A 15,394-nucleotide genomic window follows, 5' to 3' on the forward strand; every position below is an offset into this window, starting at 1 on the left:
ACTGGCACGGACGGCGCGCCGCATCATCCTGCACCTGCCGGACGCCTGGCCCTGGCAGACCGCGTTCGACCGACTCTTCACCGCGACGCACGCACCACCACCACCGGCCGCGGCCAGCTGACCGCCGCCACCAGCGGCACGACCGAGAACGAAGTGGACAACCGGGATGAGACGCCCGGAACTCACCCCTGCCCGCAGCCGATCACGCCGCGCCCATCACGCCGACGCCACCCGCCGAAGGCTCATCGGTGGATCGAGGCTTAGCCCGCCCGCGGTGTAGTTTTTCGTCGGGTTGATCAGACCAACAGGGACTCGATGACGTGCAAAGGTGATCGGGAACTTCAGATCGCTGTCGTTGCTGATCACAACCGCAGCATCCACCGCACCGCTCATCACGTCCACAAGCAGGTGCGACGCAACGTTGACATCTGAGCCCTTCTCCTCCCGTCGACCGACCTGCACAAAGAACTGGGCGTCCGGTTCATCATCGCCTGAGCCGTTCTTCACCATTACTGGCCACCCGGGTCGGGTCACTACCGGCCTGCCCTTCTTGTCCTTCGTAGCCAGCGGCGCCACCGCGGTCCGTGAGACGTAGTTTCCAAGCTCGATGACATCAACTGACCCGGACAGCCTCAGCGCCCGGAGATAGACGTCCTGCTCCTGAGCTCCCACCGGATTGTCGCGGCCGCTGATCCGGGCCGTGCAGTAGACCACCCGCTCCACCACCGCGCCGGTCCACCCAGACTGCGCAGCGATCACCGACGAGGACAACCTACGAAGATCCAGCCACCGCCACCCAGCCGGCGTTTTGGCGCACTGAAACTTACTGCCGTAGTACAGGTTGAACCCGTCGATGTAGACACCCACACGCATCAGTCCATGATCTCCCACAGACGTGACAAAAAGCTCCATGGGACCCCGCCCGCCTTGCCGTCATAGGACGACGGTCCAGCGCCACCTATAGGTGACACCGGACCGTGCGCGCATATCTGAGGTCGTTCTGCTACCGATTTCAGCCGGCCATTCGGATGTTGTTCGTCGGCTCCTCACTCTCCGCGTTCTGCGGCGCGTACTGCTGAGACGCGGTTGTATCGGGGAGTGTTTCGGCCGCCGAGGTTCTACGCGGCCGGCGCGAACTACTGGTGCGGCCTCGCCGCGTCCCGGACTGGGTGGTCAGCGGTGCGACGCTGAGTAGGTCGAGCTTGGCGGCGGGAGCGCCGTTCTTCTTTGCCTCCTTGACGAGCTGGGCCAGCTCGGCCAGGCGCCGGCGGTCGGCCTCGAGGAACTCGGTGCGGGTGGCCTCGATCTCGGCGGCGAGCCGGGCAGCCGGTTCGAGGGCTTCGCGGCGGCGCCGCTGCCGGTCGGCGAGGGCTTGCGCTTCGGCGGCGTCCTCGGCTTCGAGTTCGGCGAGCAGATTGGTGGGGTCGAACGTGGTCATCGGTGTCTCCTTATGTGGTTGTAGGTGGTCACATTCCGCGGCCGCGTTGACGATCGGCGCTCTTGCCGCCGCCGGTCTTCGCACGTGCCTGGCTACGCGGCGGTGCAGCCACTGCGGCACGTGGGTTCGTCGGATGGTCGCGGGCGGCCGTCGCTGCTGCGCGACCCGGTGCTGTTGAACTTGCCGTACCGACGCGTTCTGCTCTGCTCATCGACTCAGGTCGAAGGCCCCACAGGGGCGGAGGGATGTCGAGCGGGTCCCCGCGATCCGGCGCCGACTCCGACTGGGCTGGTGTCTCGGCCCGCTCGGTGGCGATCTCGGCGTTGTGGGTTGCTTCGGCGGCCCGCTGATCGGCGGCCTGCGCCTGTGAGAGCAGCGCTGCAACCTGGGCTCCATCGCGATCGACGCTGTCGCTGCCATCGAGCGTCATCGTCGGAGCGGCAGTGGAGTTGGGGCCAAGACTGAATGGAGTGTCCGGAATCTGCAAGGATGCCCCCAGCGATTCTTCGTAGCGGCGGCCCGCTTCTGCTGGGTCCATGCGCATCAGTTCGTCCGGATCGAGTCCGAGATTGCGGATCTGTTCGCGGAGGTTATCGCGCACGTTGGCAGCTACGGCGGCCTCGTCGGCGTATCGGTGTGCGAGGTCGAGCACGCCCACGACTGCGATCCCCTTCGTGCTTTGTGCCCACTGTCGGTCATAGGTGCGATCGCCGAGACGACGAGGGTCGAGCCGGGCGTCGGATCTTGCGTCACGGAGCGGGTCCTTTTCTGCGGCTTCCGCTTGGAATCTGGCGACCAACTCATCGGGGCTGGCGGTGTGCCAGAACTCCGCGTCTGCCCGGCCTTTCGCAAGGTCATGGCGGGCACGTTGTTGCACTTTGCTCGCGGTTCGGCTCAAGTCTTCACTGGCCTTGCCAGAGGCGGCCAGTTCGTCAGTATCGGCACCTCGGGCTGTCCGGTTACGCTGTTTGGCGGCGAGTTTCGCCCATGACTCGACTATGGAGGAACCGTGCGCAATGGCGACCGCCAGTGCGCGCTCCATTGTCTGTTCGAGCTCGCGGGTTTCGTTGTCGTGCTCTTCCATCGGGGACTCCTTAACTGACGGTTTCGGGGGCGAGGGTGCTCATGGCCATGCGGAGGTTCAGATCATCCATCTCCTCGGTGGGCAGGGATTCGGCCGTGAGGTCGGGGCTGTGACCGCGGTCAACCGAGCACCCCTCGAAAGGTCCGTCGGTGGCGAACAGCGCCGACATGTGGTGGTCGGCGTGATCGCGCCACCACACGCTCATCCCGGTGCCGGGGTCTAACCGCAGCGATTCGTATGCACGCCATAACGCCTCGAGGCGCGACACAGCTTCTGGATGCTCAAACCAGCGAGGACACCAGCGGCGATCCTGCTTGTGGGCGACTTTGCGGGCGTACAGGTACACCAGGTGGGTCTCCACGAACTCATAGACCGAGGTGAACTCCGGCTCCGGCGCAGCATCCTCGTCGGCGGCTTCCCCGTCACAGTCGGCATCGACGTCATCGAACTCTTCATCCAGGAACAGGTCATCGGTCATCGGAGCGCTCCTTCGGAGTGAACAGGCGAGGCGGTCACCGCGCCCGCCGGCGCAGACGTATCGGGGCTGTACTCGGCGAGCGATTGCTTGATCAGGTCGGCGTATGGCTTCTCCCACCACGGGACCGTTTTCAGGATCGTGGGCGGGTTACCAGCGGAGAACAGCAGCAGCCGACCGCGCGGCCAGGCCGCGAGGTCACTGGGGTTGAAGATGTTCTCGCGGGTGACATGCCGCGACACCGACCGGTTCCCGCCACCCTTGCCACCTCCGCTGGAGTCAGAGACGTTGCGAGCCAGCCGTTCGTACTGTCCGGTCAGCTTGGTGAGGTTGTCCAGGTATGCAGCCTCGCGGACGTTGCCGCCGTAGATGTAGATGTTCGATGACGATTCGAGCAGCTTCATCGGCCTCTCACCGAATACGCCGATCCCCTGTGACCAGGATTGAAGGATCGTCATGATGATGATTCCTCGTGAACCGAAGTGCGAGTACAGCTTCGGCAGATCGGGCCAGCGCACGACGTTCGCCGCTTCATCGAGCGCACACAGCATGGGAACCGGCAGCCGGCCACCAGGTGATGCAGTGGCAATGGCCTCGGCGGTTTTGGTAGCGGCCATCGTCAGCGCAGCCACCAATGGACCTACCGAGCCGACACCCTCACGCGAGAGGCAGTACAGGGTCTCGCCGTTGCGGATGTAGGAGTCCAGGTCCAGCTCGGGTCGCTGATCCTCATCGTCAACGGGGGCAACCCACTGCCGGACGTTCCGGCCGCGCAGGCACTTGGCCATCTTGATCGCAGTACCCCAGATACCGTCGGCCTGCTTTGACGCATAGTTGAGTCGAGCATTGAGGGCTTGGGCAATCATCGGGTACCCGTGCTCATCGAGAATTGAGACGGCTTCGTGCCCGCGATCTCGCACTACCAGCCGCTCGTAGACCACGGTGATCGACTCGCCAGCAAGTGCGGATGCCAGGATCAGGTTGGCGAGCAGGTCCTCGCCCTCGGGGTCGAAGTAGGGATCCTTTTTCGCGTCGAGGCCGTCGTCTCCGGCGGCGAACAACTGCGCCAGCTCCTCAGCACGGGTCTCGTCGGTGACGTAGCTCAGCGGGTTCCAGTACCACCATGGTTCTTCGTTGGCGACCGACTGTGGGTCGAAGACCCACACCTGCCGGGTGGGAAGGCCGTCGGCGTCCCGGAACTCGCGCACCAACCGAGTGTGGTCGAGGTTTCCGCGCTTGTTCTCCGTGGCCAGCACAGGTCCTGGAGCTTCACAGATTGCCGGGATGATCCGCGAGGTCGATTTGCCCTGACGTGGACCCCAGATGTCCAGGTGCATGTCCTCCCAGGACCCATAGACCGGAGTCCCGTTCAATGTGTTGCCCAGCGGAACGCCGACGGCGCTGGAGAACTCCGCAGGCATGGCAGCTTCGGTCACGCCGAGAGACTTCGCCTTGGACCCCACGGCCTTCGCGGTCACCGATTCGATGTCCTTGCCGTTGCCCAGGTGCTGCTGTGCGCTGTCGACGCGGGTGCGGCTGGTCCGGCGTTGCTGCCACCACCACGCTCCCCCGCCGACGAGGCCGATGATGACTGCAAGCAGCAACACCGTCCATACGGTCGCTGCCAGAGGCCACTGAAGGTCGCCGGTAGCGAGTTTGATGGGTACCGCGAACGGATTGCCGGGGACCGTCTGCCCTCCGGCGAGTTGCACCGCCGCCCATGTCAGGATCGCGATACCTGTCACCACGCCGGCAACGCTGAACAGCATCAGGTCGGCGCCACGATGCCCAGAGGGCTCCCTGGTCTTACCCGGTGCGCTGGCCATTATCGTGCCCCGCTGCTGGCGGCCAGAAGGTCGGTCAAAGAAACCTCACGCCAGCTACGGAATCCAGGCAGCCGGCACACCTCCAACGCTGGGTTGTCTTCGCCGTTGTCCACCACCTCGATCGAGACGAACACCTTGTGACGCAGGCTGTCTCGCTGTACGGAATCGGCTGTGACATGGTGGTTGGACACCACCAGCCGCAGCCCGATCAGCTCGAGGCTCTCCTGTTCTCGGGCCTGCCCGGCGAGATAGATCGCCTTCCGGGCCGCCGAGATGTCGGCGCTGTCCTGATCGGTGACTCGGTCATTCTCATGGAACTCTCCGTACCAAGGATCTTCACCGTCTTCGGAGCAGACCGCGAACGAGTCCACCTCGCTGTCTCCGGCGGCATAGAGCGTCACCTGTGGCGCGTCGGCGGCCTGCTGTGCCATCTCTTCGGTGCGGGCGTCAAACGCTTTCTGGCGCAGCTCGTCGTAGTCGATGTGGAGCTGTTTGCGCAGTTCGGTCTTGAACTTCGCGAACAGTGACCCGGAGTCGATGCCGTTGCTCTTGGCCCAGGCGAACAGCTCGCTGTGGCTGCTCATGGCCTTTAGTGCCTCGCTGTTTGCTCGTACGGCGTCACGTGCGGCGTCCCAGTCGGCGGCGTCGTTGGTGCTCTTCTTGCGAGTCATCACGGGTCCTTTCGGTCGGTGGTGGTGGCGGTGCGGATTCGGGGTTGGACGGCTGGAACGAGCTGGCTGATCGCTACGCCGCCGGCGGCGACGATCACCGCCGAGCAGATCCAGGTGGGCGCGGTGTGGCCGGTTCCCATCGCGATCAGCAGACAAAGGCCCAGCAGGAACACCAGCAGCCGAAACAGGGCGGTCCCACCGGGGGTGAACACTGTCATCACGACGGAGGCTGCGATGGCGAGCACTGCGAGCCCGGCGGCGCAAAGGGCGGCGGTGCCGGTAGCGGGCAGTAGCGGTGGGCCGCTGTCGAACTGGTCCCACACCTGTGCCGGTACGTGTGAGGTGATGTAACGCAGCAGCCACACCACCAGGGCGGTGACGATGCCCGCGGCGGTGACCGTCACGATCGCACCGCCGGCCAGTCCGATCACTGCGTCACGCACGGTGGGTTCGATCGGGCGGGCCGGTGCCCGTTGGCCGGTGCGGTCGTGGCCGGTGCGGTCGAAGCCGTAACGGTTGAAACCGGCCCGATCGTAGCCGTCGCGGTCATATCCAGCGTCGTTGTAGCCGTCGCGGTAGAAGCCCTCGCGGTCCCGGCCGTCACGATCCCACCCGTAGCGGTCGAATCCCCACTGGTCGTAGCCCTGGGTGTCGTATCCGTCGCGGTCGTAGCCGTTCGCGTCGAGGCCGTAGGCGTTGTATCCGTCTCGGCCGAAGTGGTTCGACTTGTCGAAGGGAGTGGTCATGGTGATCCTTTCAGTCGAGTCCTGGCCGGCGTGGTGGTGGTTGGGTGTCGCTGTCATCCGAAGACCCACATGTTCTTCAAGCCCGGAATCGGGGTGGCAAACGCCGAGTTGTCCGGTGTTCCGTTCGGTCCCTTCAGGTTCGGGGCGGGGTTGGCGACGACGATCTTTCCGTCGTCGGTGACCCCGCGGGCGGCCACGATGTGTCCGCCGGGGCACGGGCAGAACGGCGGGGGGAAGCCACCCTCGCCCGACAGCACCAGCTTCTTTCCGTTTCTGAGCGCAGCGACAGCGGCTTTGTAGTCGGTGCCGATAGATCGGACCGGAACTTTCCACTTCGGTTCGATCTGGTCGAAGAACGACCACGACAGCCCGTCGCCATTCCAGGCGCCCTTCTCCACCGCGTACTTCGCGACGACCGGAGGAGTGATCGAGCTGTCGACCGTGGATGCGAGGATCATCGCGATCGCGGTGGGTCCACAGCCTGCTGCGGCGATTGGAAGGCCCTCGACCTGCCACCGTGGATCGTTCTGGGAGTAGTACACCCACGACCCGTTCGGTGCAGCCGATCCACTGCCTTCGCTACTGCTTTCACCACATTGGTTGCCAGTGATCGAGCCGGCGGATGGGAGTCGGTTGCCCAGCGACTTCTTCGTCTTGGCATCGACAATCTGGTTCGACTCAGGTAGCCAACCCCGCTCGAAGTTGGTCGCCATCAACCAGTAGCCCATCCGCACGTAGTCGCCGTTCTGCCCGCGCGCGAAGTTGGGGAGAACTGCACCCTCGACCGCGGTGCCGTCGTTGCCGTTGTAGTTAGCCATGTAGGTGAGGAGGCTCTTCCTGGCGGGATCGTGCCGGTAGAACGGCTTGGTTGGATAGTCCACGGCTGGGTTGCCGGACTCGCCGTAGATCACCGGCAAGCCGGCCGATCCCGGCGAATGGTTGAACGCTGCGTGCACCGCATCCTCGGGATTGTTGGGGTCCTTCATGCCGTCCCCGTCGCCGTCGTAACCCATCGACGCCCACGACGATGGAATGAACTGCCACGGGCCTTGCGCCGAGTCTGGCGACTCTGCCCAGCCCGTCTTGCGATACTCCGGCCAGCCGCGGTGCTCGGCCCACAGGGTCGCGGCCACGATTCGCCGGTCGGAGTCGGGATGCTTGGCGGCGGCCTCGTTGATCAGCGACCGCCACGGTTCCGGCACCGTGTCCGGCAGCGGTTCGCCTGCAGTACGGCGCGCCGGCGGGGCTTCGCTCTCCGAGCCCTCGTCCGAGGACTCATCGGGCTGGGGCACCACTGCGGCCATATTGCGCACCGCACCCGAGCTGCGCGTCTGACCCGGCTCGGATGCGCCGTTGAGCCACGGCTGCGGGTCGATCGCTGTGCCACCGAAGCGGCCACCTTCCCACACCTCGAAATGTAGGTGAGCACCGCCCGGTCCAGGAGGACTGACAGACCCGTTGTAACCGACGCGGGCGATCTGCTGGCCGGCAACCACTTTCGCGTTCTCTTTCACCAGGAGGTCCTGGGGAAACATGTGTCCGTACACGGTGTCCACTCGTTTCCCGTCGATGGTGTGTCGCAGGACGATCCATTCACCGAAACCCGATGCGGGACCGGACTTCTCCACGATGCCGTCGAAGGCGGCGTAGATCGGTACTCCGGGCTGCGAACCCAGGTCGATGCCCTGATGAGGTGATCCCCACCGCATACCGAACCCAGAACTCAAGTTGTAAGTCCCCTTCTTCATCGGCCACGTTCGTTGCCCCGGGTTGCCGCCAGAAGGGGTGCTGGTGCTGTCGCCAGTGGATGGCTCACAGTCGACCACCGTGCCGCCGAGTACCGCTGCGATGGCGATCGGGATCGCCACCACCAGTCCAACAGCCAGCGCCAACGCGCCCTTGACGGCCTCATTCACTGCGAGGTACCCAGGTCTTTCAGCGTTGCGCTCAACCGCTCCAACGCCTGCTGTTCTGCCTTCCTCGTGCTCACATGCAGGGCAGTGCCGGGCTCTGGGGTGTCCTGCTCATTAAGAGCGCTCAGGTACCAGTTCCTGATCGTGTTCGGGTGCACCGACACCTGCTTGGACACCACACAGAACGCTTGCCATTGCGATCGGACGTGTGGCAGTAGGTCGCGGACAGCGGCCACCGCGGTCTCCCTGATCGCGGGGTCGATCCAGCCATATCGACGGGTGGATTCGGGGGCGTTCATGCCGCACCTGCTCGACTGGTGACGCCGTTGAAGCGCGAGTTCGTGTCATGCACCGCACCGCTGGCCTCCAGCGGAGTGAAGTTGAGCCGGAAGGGAACTCCGGGTCGGTTGTCCTCCCCGAACTTCAGCAGAAACACGCCCTGCCCGTGTGGGCGGGGACGTTCGGCGGAGCGATCTCCCGCTCTCATGCTGTGGCGCAGTTTCTGCAGTACCGACTCCGACGGTGGTGGCGTCGAGGCCGCTGAGGTGACCAACGCCCGCTCTGCGGCGTTGAACTGTGTCACCGCAGAGAGTCTGTCCAGCTCCTCTGGCCCTACTGGCCCGATGAACTTTAGTCGGGCCTTCTCGAGGAACCCGATGGCCTTGTTCGCGTCGGCCTGGGACTCGAAGGCCGACAGGTCGGCCACGGAGTGGGTAATCATCACCAGCGATACAGCGTCCGAGCGGTTCAGTCGAACCAGCGCATCGACACGATCGACAATTCCAGCGCCGGAGCCGATGACCTGCCACAACTCGTCAATGATGACCTGGAAGGTGCGGCGTGGCCCCATCCCGGCGTCGGCCAGCACATGGGCGGCCTCCACGGCTCCGAACCCATCGGACCAGCACACCAGTAGCAGTGCGGCCTTGAGCTTCTTGTCGCCCTGGGGTACCCGCGATACGTCCACGCAGACTGCGGGGGCGTTGACATCGAGTGGCTGGGTGGTCTGACCATTGAGCACCTCGCCCAGTCGGCCACATACAAGTGCTCGTAGCGACCGGCGCAGCGGAGCAGTCACCTCGATATAGGCCTCTTTCCACTCCACTGCTGCGTCTTCGTAGAGCGAAGGGTTTCCTTCCTTGATGACCTCGTAGAGGTCTTCCAGGATGGGTGGTCGAGCACCAGTGAACCCCCGGCCACCCTCGGCCTCGGGCCGGTAGAGCATGTCCAGGGCCGAGGAGAGCAGGGTTTCCTCGAAGTCCTCGACAGCCCGCCCGCGATTGATCTCGACCAGGCCGGCGAGAGTGGCAACCTGTCGCGCCCGCAGGTCGGCGGCCACCTGGATCCGCAGATCGGTGAGAGTGCCCAGGCGCTTGCGATCGTCGTCGGTCGCTCGGGGCAGCGCCTGGAGTCGTGCGATCTCGTCGGTGAGTCGATCCAGGACGGTTCCAAGTGCGCCAGCGGCCAGGGGATTGATCTTCTGGTGGCCGTAGCCGCCGGTGACGACCTGTCCCCCGTTGGCTCGGGTCAGCTCGGCGTAGTCCGGCTTGATGTCACCGAGGAACAGGCTCGTGTGGCCCTGATCCATGTTCCCCAGCGCAAGCCGTCGCACCAGTGACGACTTACCGAAGCCGTTGAGAGCCAGAACGAAGGCGACCGGGGCGGTGATGAGGCCGGCGAGAAACCACGACAGCGGATCGCAGCCGAAGTCCTGGCCGGTTCTCAAGTGGGAACCGAGAGGTGTCCCAAGTAGGGGCGACGATGCGCCGATGGAGAACGGCCAGAACCCGCCCGCAACCTGGGCGGTGGTGGCACGCCACTCGTGCATCTTGAGCACGATGTTGGTGCGTCCTCCCCCGGCGCCACCGGCACCGCGATGCCCCGGGTCACGCCCCTCGATGTCGAAACCGCCCTGCTCGATCACGCGCGAGATCGCACGAGCTCGCCGGCGGTCCTCGAGCGCGAGGCGGCGGCGAGCCGTGCGGCCGGCCAGTCCGGTCTTCGTGGCGGCCGCCAGCTTCAACTCTGCGTAACGTTTGGCAGTCAGCACCAGGACGCCACCGACACGCACAGAATCGGGAAAGGCCTCTTCGCCGGAGACGGCGACGGGGTCGACAGCACGGTGCCGAGGGGGTACTCCCAATGTCGTCATTGTTCGCTAAGTCCTCTCGGTTTCAGGTGGTCAGGCGCTTGTTGACCGTGGCGTACTCGGGAAGCAAGATCCCGAGACCCAGCGACCCGGCGAAGGCGGAGTCCTGTCCGCCGTATACGCGTTGCACGCCGATTCGTGCTGCAGCGGACATTCCCTCGATCTCTGCGGTCATCTGGGGCAGATCGGCATCGTGCGGCGCGGTGAGGGTGACCAGCAGGCCGAACCTGGTCAGGCCGGCACCGCGTGCCTGCTCTTCGCGGGCAGCGCGGGTGTTGTCCACGCGGATCGAAGCTGCTGCCGAGCCGATACCGGTCTTGGCTTGCTCTGCCGACAGGGCATCTTTGAAGTCTCCGTCGACCAGCTTGACTGCCTCTGCGATGTTGTGGATTCGGTAGACGATCGCCACGCGTTTGCGGGGCAGGTCGAACCGCGGCACCAGTAGTGGACGCAGCGCGTCATGGGTGACGGTGCCCGCAGGTGCAGCCGCCATTTCCCACGTGATGGACCGGAAACCGTTGTGAACGTAGTGATCCCACTGGGCTTTGGCGCCCGTACAGCCGGTCTGATCCCATCGGAGCGCATCCTGCTCACCCCGGCTCAGTAGCACTTCGAGTTCTCGGTCGAGTTCAGGCCGGAACGCCCGTGTGGCGACGACGCAGAGTTCCCCGGCCGTCATGGGTGCAGCGTCCAGACCGGCGGCCGCCGCATTCGAGATGATTGTCGACAGCAGTCGGCCGATCGCAGCGCCCTGATCGGCGACCTCGCGGCTGGCAGCTTCGCGCTGACGCCGGAAGGTGATCGAGATTCGGCACTCGCTGCGGACTGTTGCCGATGCGCGATGCAGAGCCGTCTGCGCCATGACCTCGCGGGCGTAGTCGGGTGCGGCCGGTGCGGTGATGGCCCGGACCTCGGAGGCGATGCGCGTGCCGTTGTCGGGGACCGTCTCCACAACTACTGTCGCGCCGGCCACATTGTGTGTCGTGCCCAGGCTGGCCAGGAAGTCATCCCAGCCCTGTACCCACTCGTTGATCTGCCACTGCTCCACCAGCTCCTGGCCCTGCGGCTGGCTGGACAACACCACGGTGTAGTGGTCTTTGGCCCTCGCGTGGATCAGTCCGAACCGCTTGCCCGAACTCAACTCGTACTCGTACAGGCGCGTGTCGCCCTGGATGCCGGGCATCTGACAACGCCCCGGTACCACGCCGAACACACCCCCGCGGAATGTGTTCTCTCCTTTGCTTTGTGACCGCCAAAATGCCAGTCGCACAATCATCAACTCCCATCCGGTACGGCCGCGGCGCTGCATCAGCATCGGCACCAACAGAGCTAGGCCGATGCCGAGAATTGCGGCGGTCAGAAACAACGAGCGGAAAATCATGAACTGGAGCACGCCCACGATGAGCACGCCACCAGCAAAAATGGTTGCGCCCCAGGTCATGCCGAACAGGCCGGTGGAGCGGGGCTTCTCCCAGCGGCCGTACAGTAGGACGGCGTTGCTGCGCGGATTGCTCATCGGTAACTTCCTTCCTCAGCTGGAACCGAGGACTCAAAGCTGTCGTCAAACAACCTCTCGGAGGCCGACATCGCGGCATTGCCCGCCATCGCCACGTCACCCACCGAGGGGCCACCGGTACCGCCACTGCCAGACGATCCGCTGCCAGAGGATTGGTCGGCAGGGTTGCCTCCCCCGCCAGCCGGGGGTGCAGAGGGTGAACCGCTGCCAGCTGCTCCACCAGTTCCACCACGACCGGGGGACAGCCCTCCGCCGCCGCCGGTGCCGCCGCCACCGCCGCCACCGCCGCCGCCGGGGGGCGGGGCTCCTCCGGTGCCACCTGCGAGTCCTCCGCCTGCGCTGGGACCTGCGCCAGCAGCACCGGGTGCTGCTCCAGCCGCTGCCGCGGTCGAAGCGCCGCCTGCGGCGGCTGATGCGCCGCCGGTTGCGACCATCGTTCCGGCCGCGGCCACCACGCCTGCGGCCATCATTCCGGCCTGCAGACCGGAGCCAGCTGACATCGCGGCACCACCGGAGACCAGGCGCATCAGAACCGGAAGAACCAAGGCGGTCAACGCAAGCAGGATCAGTCCCATCAGTGCCATCTGGGCATCTTTGAGGGATTTGACGTCGTGTCCGGCCATCTTGAAAGCGACCCAGTAGACGATCGCGGCAACCGGCTTCCATAGCAGGAGCGCGATCGTCCACTTGATGAGCTTGGAGAAGGCGTCTTTGCCGACAGCGGTGCCGCCGAACGATCCGACCAGTGGGATCACGGCTACCACCACGGCCAGCATCGCCTGCCGGCCAATCAGGAGGACAGCCTGTAGCAACCCGCCCAGGATGCCGCAGATCGCGACGACAAAGGTCAGGCCCGCCCCCAAGCCTCCGACCAGATTGGCTGCGGCCAGGTTCGCGATCAGTTGTTCGTTGTTCTTGGTTCCCTGGTCGAGCATCCAGTCGGCGAGGGAGTCACTTGCTGCCGTACACACGGTGAGCACGCCACCGAACATCCATGCCCCGAACACGGTTTTCGCCAGGCTCGTGAAGGACTCTTCGGCTTCGTTCATCACCGCCTGGCGACGTGCCCGGACCAGCTTGTAGGAGCCGATCAAGATCGAGAGCGCAAGACCGTAGACCTGTAACTGCACGGTGGCACGCTGGATGTCGTTGATGACGGAGTCGTTGGCGTAGTCCGGGGTGGGGATCTTGATGAACCACGCCAGCGACAGCTGGATCATCTTCACCCAGCCCTGTGCCATCGACTTCGCGATCGCTTTGAATCCTTCGCCAGCGCTGTCTTTGATCGCGCCACCGAGCTGCTTGGCGGCCACACACCCTAGTGGGCTGGTCAGTAGCGCCACCGGATTCTTGACGCATTCCTTCACGCTGTCGCCGACGCTCGGTTCCGCAGCGGCTACGGGCAGCATCTGCGGGACTGCCGGGCTGTTGTCCAGCCCGATGGGAACACGCACGATTAGGGCCGTGGCCAGGATGAATGCGATGAGCAGCCGGCGCGGCCAGACTGTTCGGGAGGTCAGAACCATGTCGTCGACCACTTCGGGTCATCGAGGTATTCCTCGAAGTCGCTGAGTTCTGACGACACGACGGCCTCGGTCAGCTTCACCTTCCAACGGCCCTCGTCCCAGATCACGGGAATTGCGCCACCGTGGTAGACGGTGCCGTTGGTGGTCGGGAACTCATCCGGTGCCGGCAGCGGTCCGAACATCCAGCGCACAGATGCCGAGTGTTCGCTGTAGCGGTCCTCGAGGATCTGGACGGCCGCCGGAATCGTCTGGTACTGGGCCTCACTAGGTGCGTTGAGGACGATGTTCTTCAACTCGGGCGATCCGATTACGGAGCTGTCGAGGACTGCCTGCCGGACTTCGCGCGGTCCGTAGGTGACCCGCATGAGGATCTGCAGGGAGGCCAGGGCTGCGCCTTGCGGCGTGCGGCTGAACCCCGATGGCACGCCTTCGTCGCTGATCTGGGTGGGACCATCGCTGGCACTGAACGGCAGTGGTGCGCCATAGACTTTCTGCCATTCCAAGCCCTGGGGAGCTGCGATCGGCTGGCTGAGCCGCGGCGGCGAGGTCTTGGCCGTTTGCTCCAGGACGTGGCCGTGAGGGGCTGCGGGAATGCGCATACCTCGACCGATGACGTCGACATCGCTGCCGGTGTACGGAGAGCCGTCTGCTGACCCGCTCGGTAGAGGTGTCAGCGGTTCCTGTGCCGCCGTCTGCGGCGCAACCGGTGGCCGGGTGCTGTCGTCGCTGCTGAGCAGCCCAACCCCGGCCAGGATGGTCGACACAACGACGACAACCCCGACCGCCACCCACACACGGGGGCGCTTCCACCAGGTCTTGCGGGTGGGGCTTTCGAGATCGGTCATGCCTGGTAGCGCCACGGCGCAGTCTCCCTACTAGTCGGATTCCGGAAGGTGGATCATGTCGGCGGGCGGATCAGCCAGCGCCTGTACGCGATTGGTGGTGTTGTCCACAGGGGGCAGTTCGAGCAACCAGTCCCCGCCGGCCACCCACTTCACGTCCGCGGTGGTCTTTGTGATCGAGTCGTCCACCTGGCGGGTGATGATCCCCACGGTCGCTCTGTCCGGGGCGTAGGACTCGACGGTGTAGCCGATCACCTTCGGAGCTTGGTCCTTAGGAACAGGCTGGGTGATCGACAACTGCACCCGGTTGATCGACCACTGATCGCGTGCCGCGGAGGGGACGACAAGGGTGCCGACCACGTTCGGCCAGGTGGTGTCGTCGGCAACTGACATCCGAATCGTCGCCGAGATAGCGGCCAGAGCCGCACCTGCACCCGTGTGGGCATAGCCGGTGGGGACAGCCTGATAGCGGTTGTTCTTCGGCCCTTCCTCAGCGCACGGAACCTTCACCCCTGCGAACGATGTCCACACGACGTTGGTCGGCGGGTCCGTTGGGGCCGGCGTCGCCGACGACGGCGAGGTCGTCGTGGATTCCGCGCCGCATCCGCTCAGAAGGCATGTCCCCAATACCGTGACGAGAGCTATCAGAACGACAGCAGCGCCCCGGCGATGCCGGATGCCGAACTGGCCACGATCAACCCGATGATGACCCCCAACGGTGTATCGGGCGGGTCGGAGGCGGGATGGTCTTGCACATGCCCCATCTGCCCGGCAATCCAGAACAACCGGGCTATGGCGGCAATGCAGATCAGCCACATGATCCAACCCAGAAGCAGATTGAGAGGTTCGGTGACGTCCTTGGGAAGGTCGCTCCCGGCCGCCAGGGTGTGCAGGGCGAGCATTCGTGGGTCCTTTCATTAGCCGGTGAGTCCCCCGACGAGCCCACCGGCCACTGCGATGATGACGCAGCCGATGCAGGTCTTGGCGACCTTGGTGGCAGCCTCCGAATCGGCGGTGCCCTGGTGCTTGTCGAATCCGAACTTGCCGCCCGCGATGAGCAGGGCGGCGACTGCGGCCAGGCACGCACCCCAGCCGACCCAGGAGACGAGAGTCATGAACTTCTCTGAACCGGGAGGTGCGGTGGGGTTGACCTGGAAGTCAACTGCCAGCAGCTGCGCCTGGGTGATGAGATTGCCAGTTGTCATGGT

Annotated in this window: 16 protein-coding genes; all 16 read right to left on the bottom strand. The window is 64.9% G+C overall.

Going from position 1 to position 15,394, the window contains the following annotated elements; translation table 11 throughout:
• Positions 1-216 precede the first annotated feature (216 nt).
• The 16 genes from ABFT43_RS20900 to ABFT43_RS20975 all read right to left on the bottom strand — a co-directional run bounded on the left by ABFT43_RS20900 (position 217) and on the right by ABFT43_RS20975 (position 15,391).
• Complete coding sequence (locus tag ABFT43_RS20900) at positions 217-873, bottom strand: NYN domain-containing protein (protein WP_347962247.1); 657 nt, start codon at positions 871-873, stop codon at positions 217-219.
• A gap of 139 nt (positions 874-1,012) precedes the next feature.
• Complete coding sequence (locus ABFT43_RS20905; protein ID WP_347962201.1) at positions 1,013-1,438, bottom strand: hypothetical protein; 426 nt, start codon at positions 1,436-1,438, stop codon at positions 1,013-1,015.
• Between the two features lie 28 nt (positions 1,439-1,466).
• Positions 1,467-2,522, bottom strand: coding sequence for a hypothetical protein (locus ABFT43_RS20910; RefSeq protein ID WP_347962202.1), 1,056 nt, complete (start codon positions 2,520-2,522; stop codon positions 1,467-1,469).
• A gap of 10 nt (positions 2,523-2,532) precedes the next feature.
• A complete protein-coding gene (locus tag ABFT43_RS20915; RefSeq protein WP_347962203.1) occupies positions 2,533-3,000 on the bottom strand; it encodes a DUF4913 domain-containing protein in 468 nt (155 codons plus the stop codon).
• Positions 2,997-4,823 carry a TraM recognition domain-containing protein gene (locus ABFT43_RS20920; RefSeq protein WP_457590206.1) on the bottom strand — a complete coding sequence of 609 codons (1,827 nt, stop codon included), beginning with the start codon at positions 4,821-4,823 and terminating at the stop codon, positions 2,997-2,999. The genes ABFT43_RS20915 and ABFT43_RS20920 overlap by 4 nt, the downstream gene beginning before the upstream one ends.
• Positions 4,823-5,494, bottom strand: a complete 672-nt coding sequence (locus tag ABFT43_RS20925; RefSeq protein WP_347962205.1) for a hypothetical protein — start codon at positions 5,492-5,494, stop codon at positions 4,823-4,825. Before ABFT43_RS20925 ends, ABFT43_RS20920 begins: the two co-directional genes overlap by 1 nt.
• Complete coding sequence (locus ABFT43_RS20930; RefSeq protein WP_347962206.1) at positions 5,494-6,240, bottom strand: hypothetical protein; 747 nt, start codon at positions 6,238-6,240, stop codon at positions 5,494-5,496. The genes ABFT43_RS20925 and ABFT43_RS20930 overlap by 1 nt, the downstream gene beginning before the upstream one ends.
• Before the next feature lie 53 nt (positions 6,241-6,293).
• Positions 6,294-8,156 (bottom strand): peptidoglycan DD-metalloendopeptidase family protein, encoded by a 1,863-nt coding sequence (locus tag ABFT43_RS20935; protein WP_347962207.1) that lies wholly within the window; start codon positions 8,154-8,156, stop codon positions 6,294-6,296.
• Entirely contained in the window at positions 8,153-8,452 is a 300-nt protein-coding gene (locus tag ABFT43_RS20940; protein ID WP_347962208.1) for a transposase, read from the bottom strand. Before ABFT43_RS20940 ends, ABFT43_RS20935 begins: the two co-directional genes overlap by 4 nt.
• Positions 8,449-10,305: a hypothetical protein gene (locus ABFT43_RS20945; RefSeq protein WP_222114189.1), complete on the bottom strand. Its 1,857-nt coding sequence runs from the start codon at positions 10,303-10,305 to the stop codon at positions 8,449-8,451. Before ABFT43_RS20945 ends, ABFT43_RS20940 begins: the two co-directional genes overlap by 4 nt.
• A gap of 22 nt (positions 10,306-10,327) precedes the next feature.
• Complete coding sequence (locus ABFT43_RS20950; RefSeq protein ID WP_222114188.1) at positions 10,328-11,818, bottom strand: SCO6880 family protein; 1,491 nt, start codon at positions 11,816-11,818, stop codon at positions 10,328-10,330.
• A complete protein-coding gene (locus ABFT43_RS20955; protein ID WP_308127721.1) occupies positions 11,815-13,356 on the bottom strand; it encodes a hypothetical protein in 1,542 nt (513 codons plus the stop codon). The genes ABFT43_RS20950 and ABFT43_RS20955 overlap by 4 nt, the downstream gene beginning before the upstream one ends.
• A complete protein-coding gene (locus ABFT43_RS20960; protein ID WP_347962209.1) occupies positions 13,335-14,189 on the bottom strand; it encodes a hypothetical protein in 855 nt (284 codons plus the stop codon). Before ABFT43_RS20960 ends, ABFT43_RS20955 begins: the two co-directional genes overlap by 22 nt.
• Positions 14,190-14,219: 30 nt before the next feature.
• Entirely contained in the window at positions 14,220-14,696 is a 477-nt protein-coding gene (locus tag ABFT43_RS20965; RefSeq protein ID WP_347962210.1) for a hypothetical protein, read from the bottom strand.
• A gap of 134 nt (positions 14,697-14,830) precedes the next feature.
• Positions 14,831-15,088, bottom strand: a complete 258-nt coding sequence (locus ABFT43_RS20970) for a hypothetical protein (RefSeq protein WP_222114186.1) — start codon at positions 15,086-15,088, stop codon at positions 14,831-14,833.
• Positions 15,089-15,103: 15 nt separating this feature from the next.
• A complete protein-coding gene (locus tag ABFT43_RS20975; protein ID WP_222114185.1) occupies positions 15,104-15,391 on the bottom strand; it encodes a hypothetical protein in 288 nt (95 codons plus the stop codon).
• Between the last annotated feature and the right edge of the window lie 3 nt (positions 15,392-15,394).

This window comes from Gordonia aurantiaca (assembly GCF_039939235.1).
GTDB lineage: Bacteria > Actinomycetota > Actinomycetes > Mycobacteriales > Mycobacteriaceae > Gordonia.

Excerpts from the sequence above, each read along its gene's own strand:
- ABFT43_RS20900 (WP_347962247.1), bottom strand. The coding sequence starts at position 873 with ATGCGTGTGGGTGTCTACATCGACGGGTTCAACCTGTACTACGGCAGT.
- ABFT43_RS20905 (WP_347962201.1), bottom strand. The coding sequence starts at position 1,438 with ATGACCACGTTCGACCCCACCAATCTGCTCGCCGAACTCGAAGCCGAG.
- ABFT43_RS20910 (WP_347962202.1), bottom strand. The coding sequence starts at position 2,522 with ATGGAAGAGCACGACAACGAAACCCGCGAGCTCGAACAGACAATGGAG.
- ABFT43_RS20915 (WP_347962203.1), bottom strand. The coding sequence starts at position 3,000 with ATGACCGATGACCTGTTCCTGGATGAAGAGTTCGATGACGTCGATGCC.
- ABFT43_RS20920 (WP_457590206.1), bottom strand. The coding sequence starts at position 4,823 with ATGGCCAGCGCACCGGGTAAGACCAGGGAGCCCTCTGGGCATCGTGGC.
- ABFT43_RS20925 (WP_347962205.1), bottom strand. The coding sequence starts at position 5,494 with ATGACTCGCAAGAAGAGCACCAACGACGCCGCCGACTGGGACGCCGCA.
- ABFT43_RS20930 (WP_347962206.1), bottom strand. The coding sequence starts at position 6,240 with ATGACCACTCCCTTCGACAAGTCGAACCACTTCGGCCGAGACGGATAC.
- ABFT43_RS20940 (WP_347962208.1), bottom strand. The coding sequence starts at position 8,452 with ATGAACGCCCCCGAATCCACCCGTCGATATGGCTGGATCGACCCCGCG.
- ABFT43_RS20945 (WP_222114189.1), bottom strand. The coding sequence starts at position 10,305 with ATGACGACATTGGGAGTACCCCCTCGGCACCGTGCTGTCGACCCCGTC.
- ABFT43_RS20950 (WP_222114188.1), bottom strand. The coding sequence starts at position 11,818 with ATGAGCAATCCGCGCAGCAACGCCGTCCTACTGTACGGCCGCTGGGAG.
- ABFT43_RS20960 (WP_347962209.1), bottom strand. The coding sequence starts at position 14,189 with ATGACCGATCTCGAAAGCCCCACCCGCAAGACCTGGTGGAAGCGCCCC.
- ABFT43_RS20970 (WP_222114186.1), bottom strand. The coding sequence starts at position 15,088 with ATGCTCGCCCTGCACACCCTGGCGGCCGGGAGCGACCTTCCCAAGGAC.
- ABFT43_RS20975 (WP_222114185.1), bottom strand. The coding sequence starts at position 15,391 with ATGACAACTGGCAATCTCATCACCCAGGCGCAGCTGCTGGCAGTTGAC.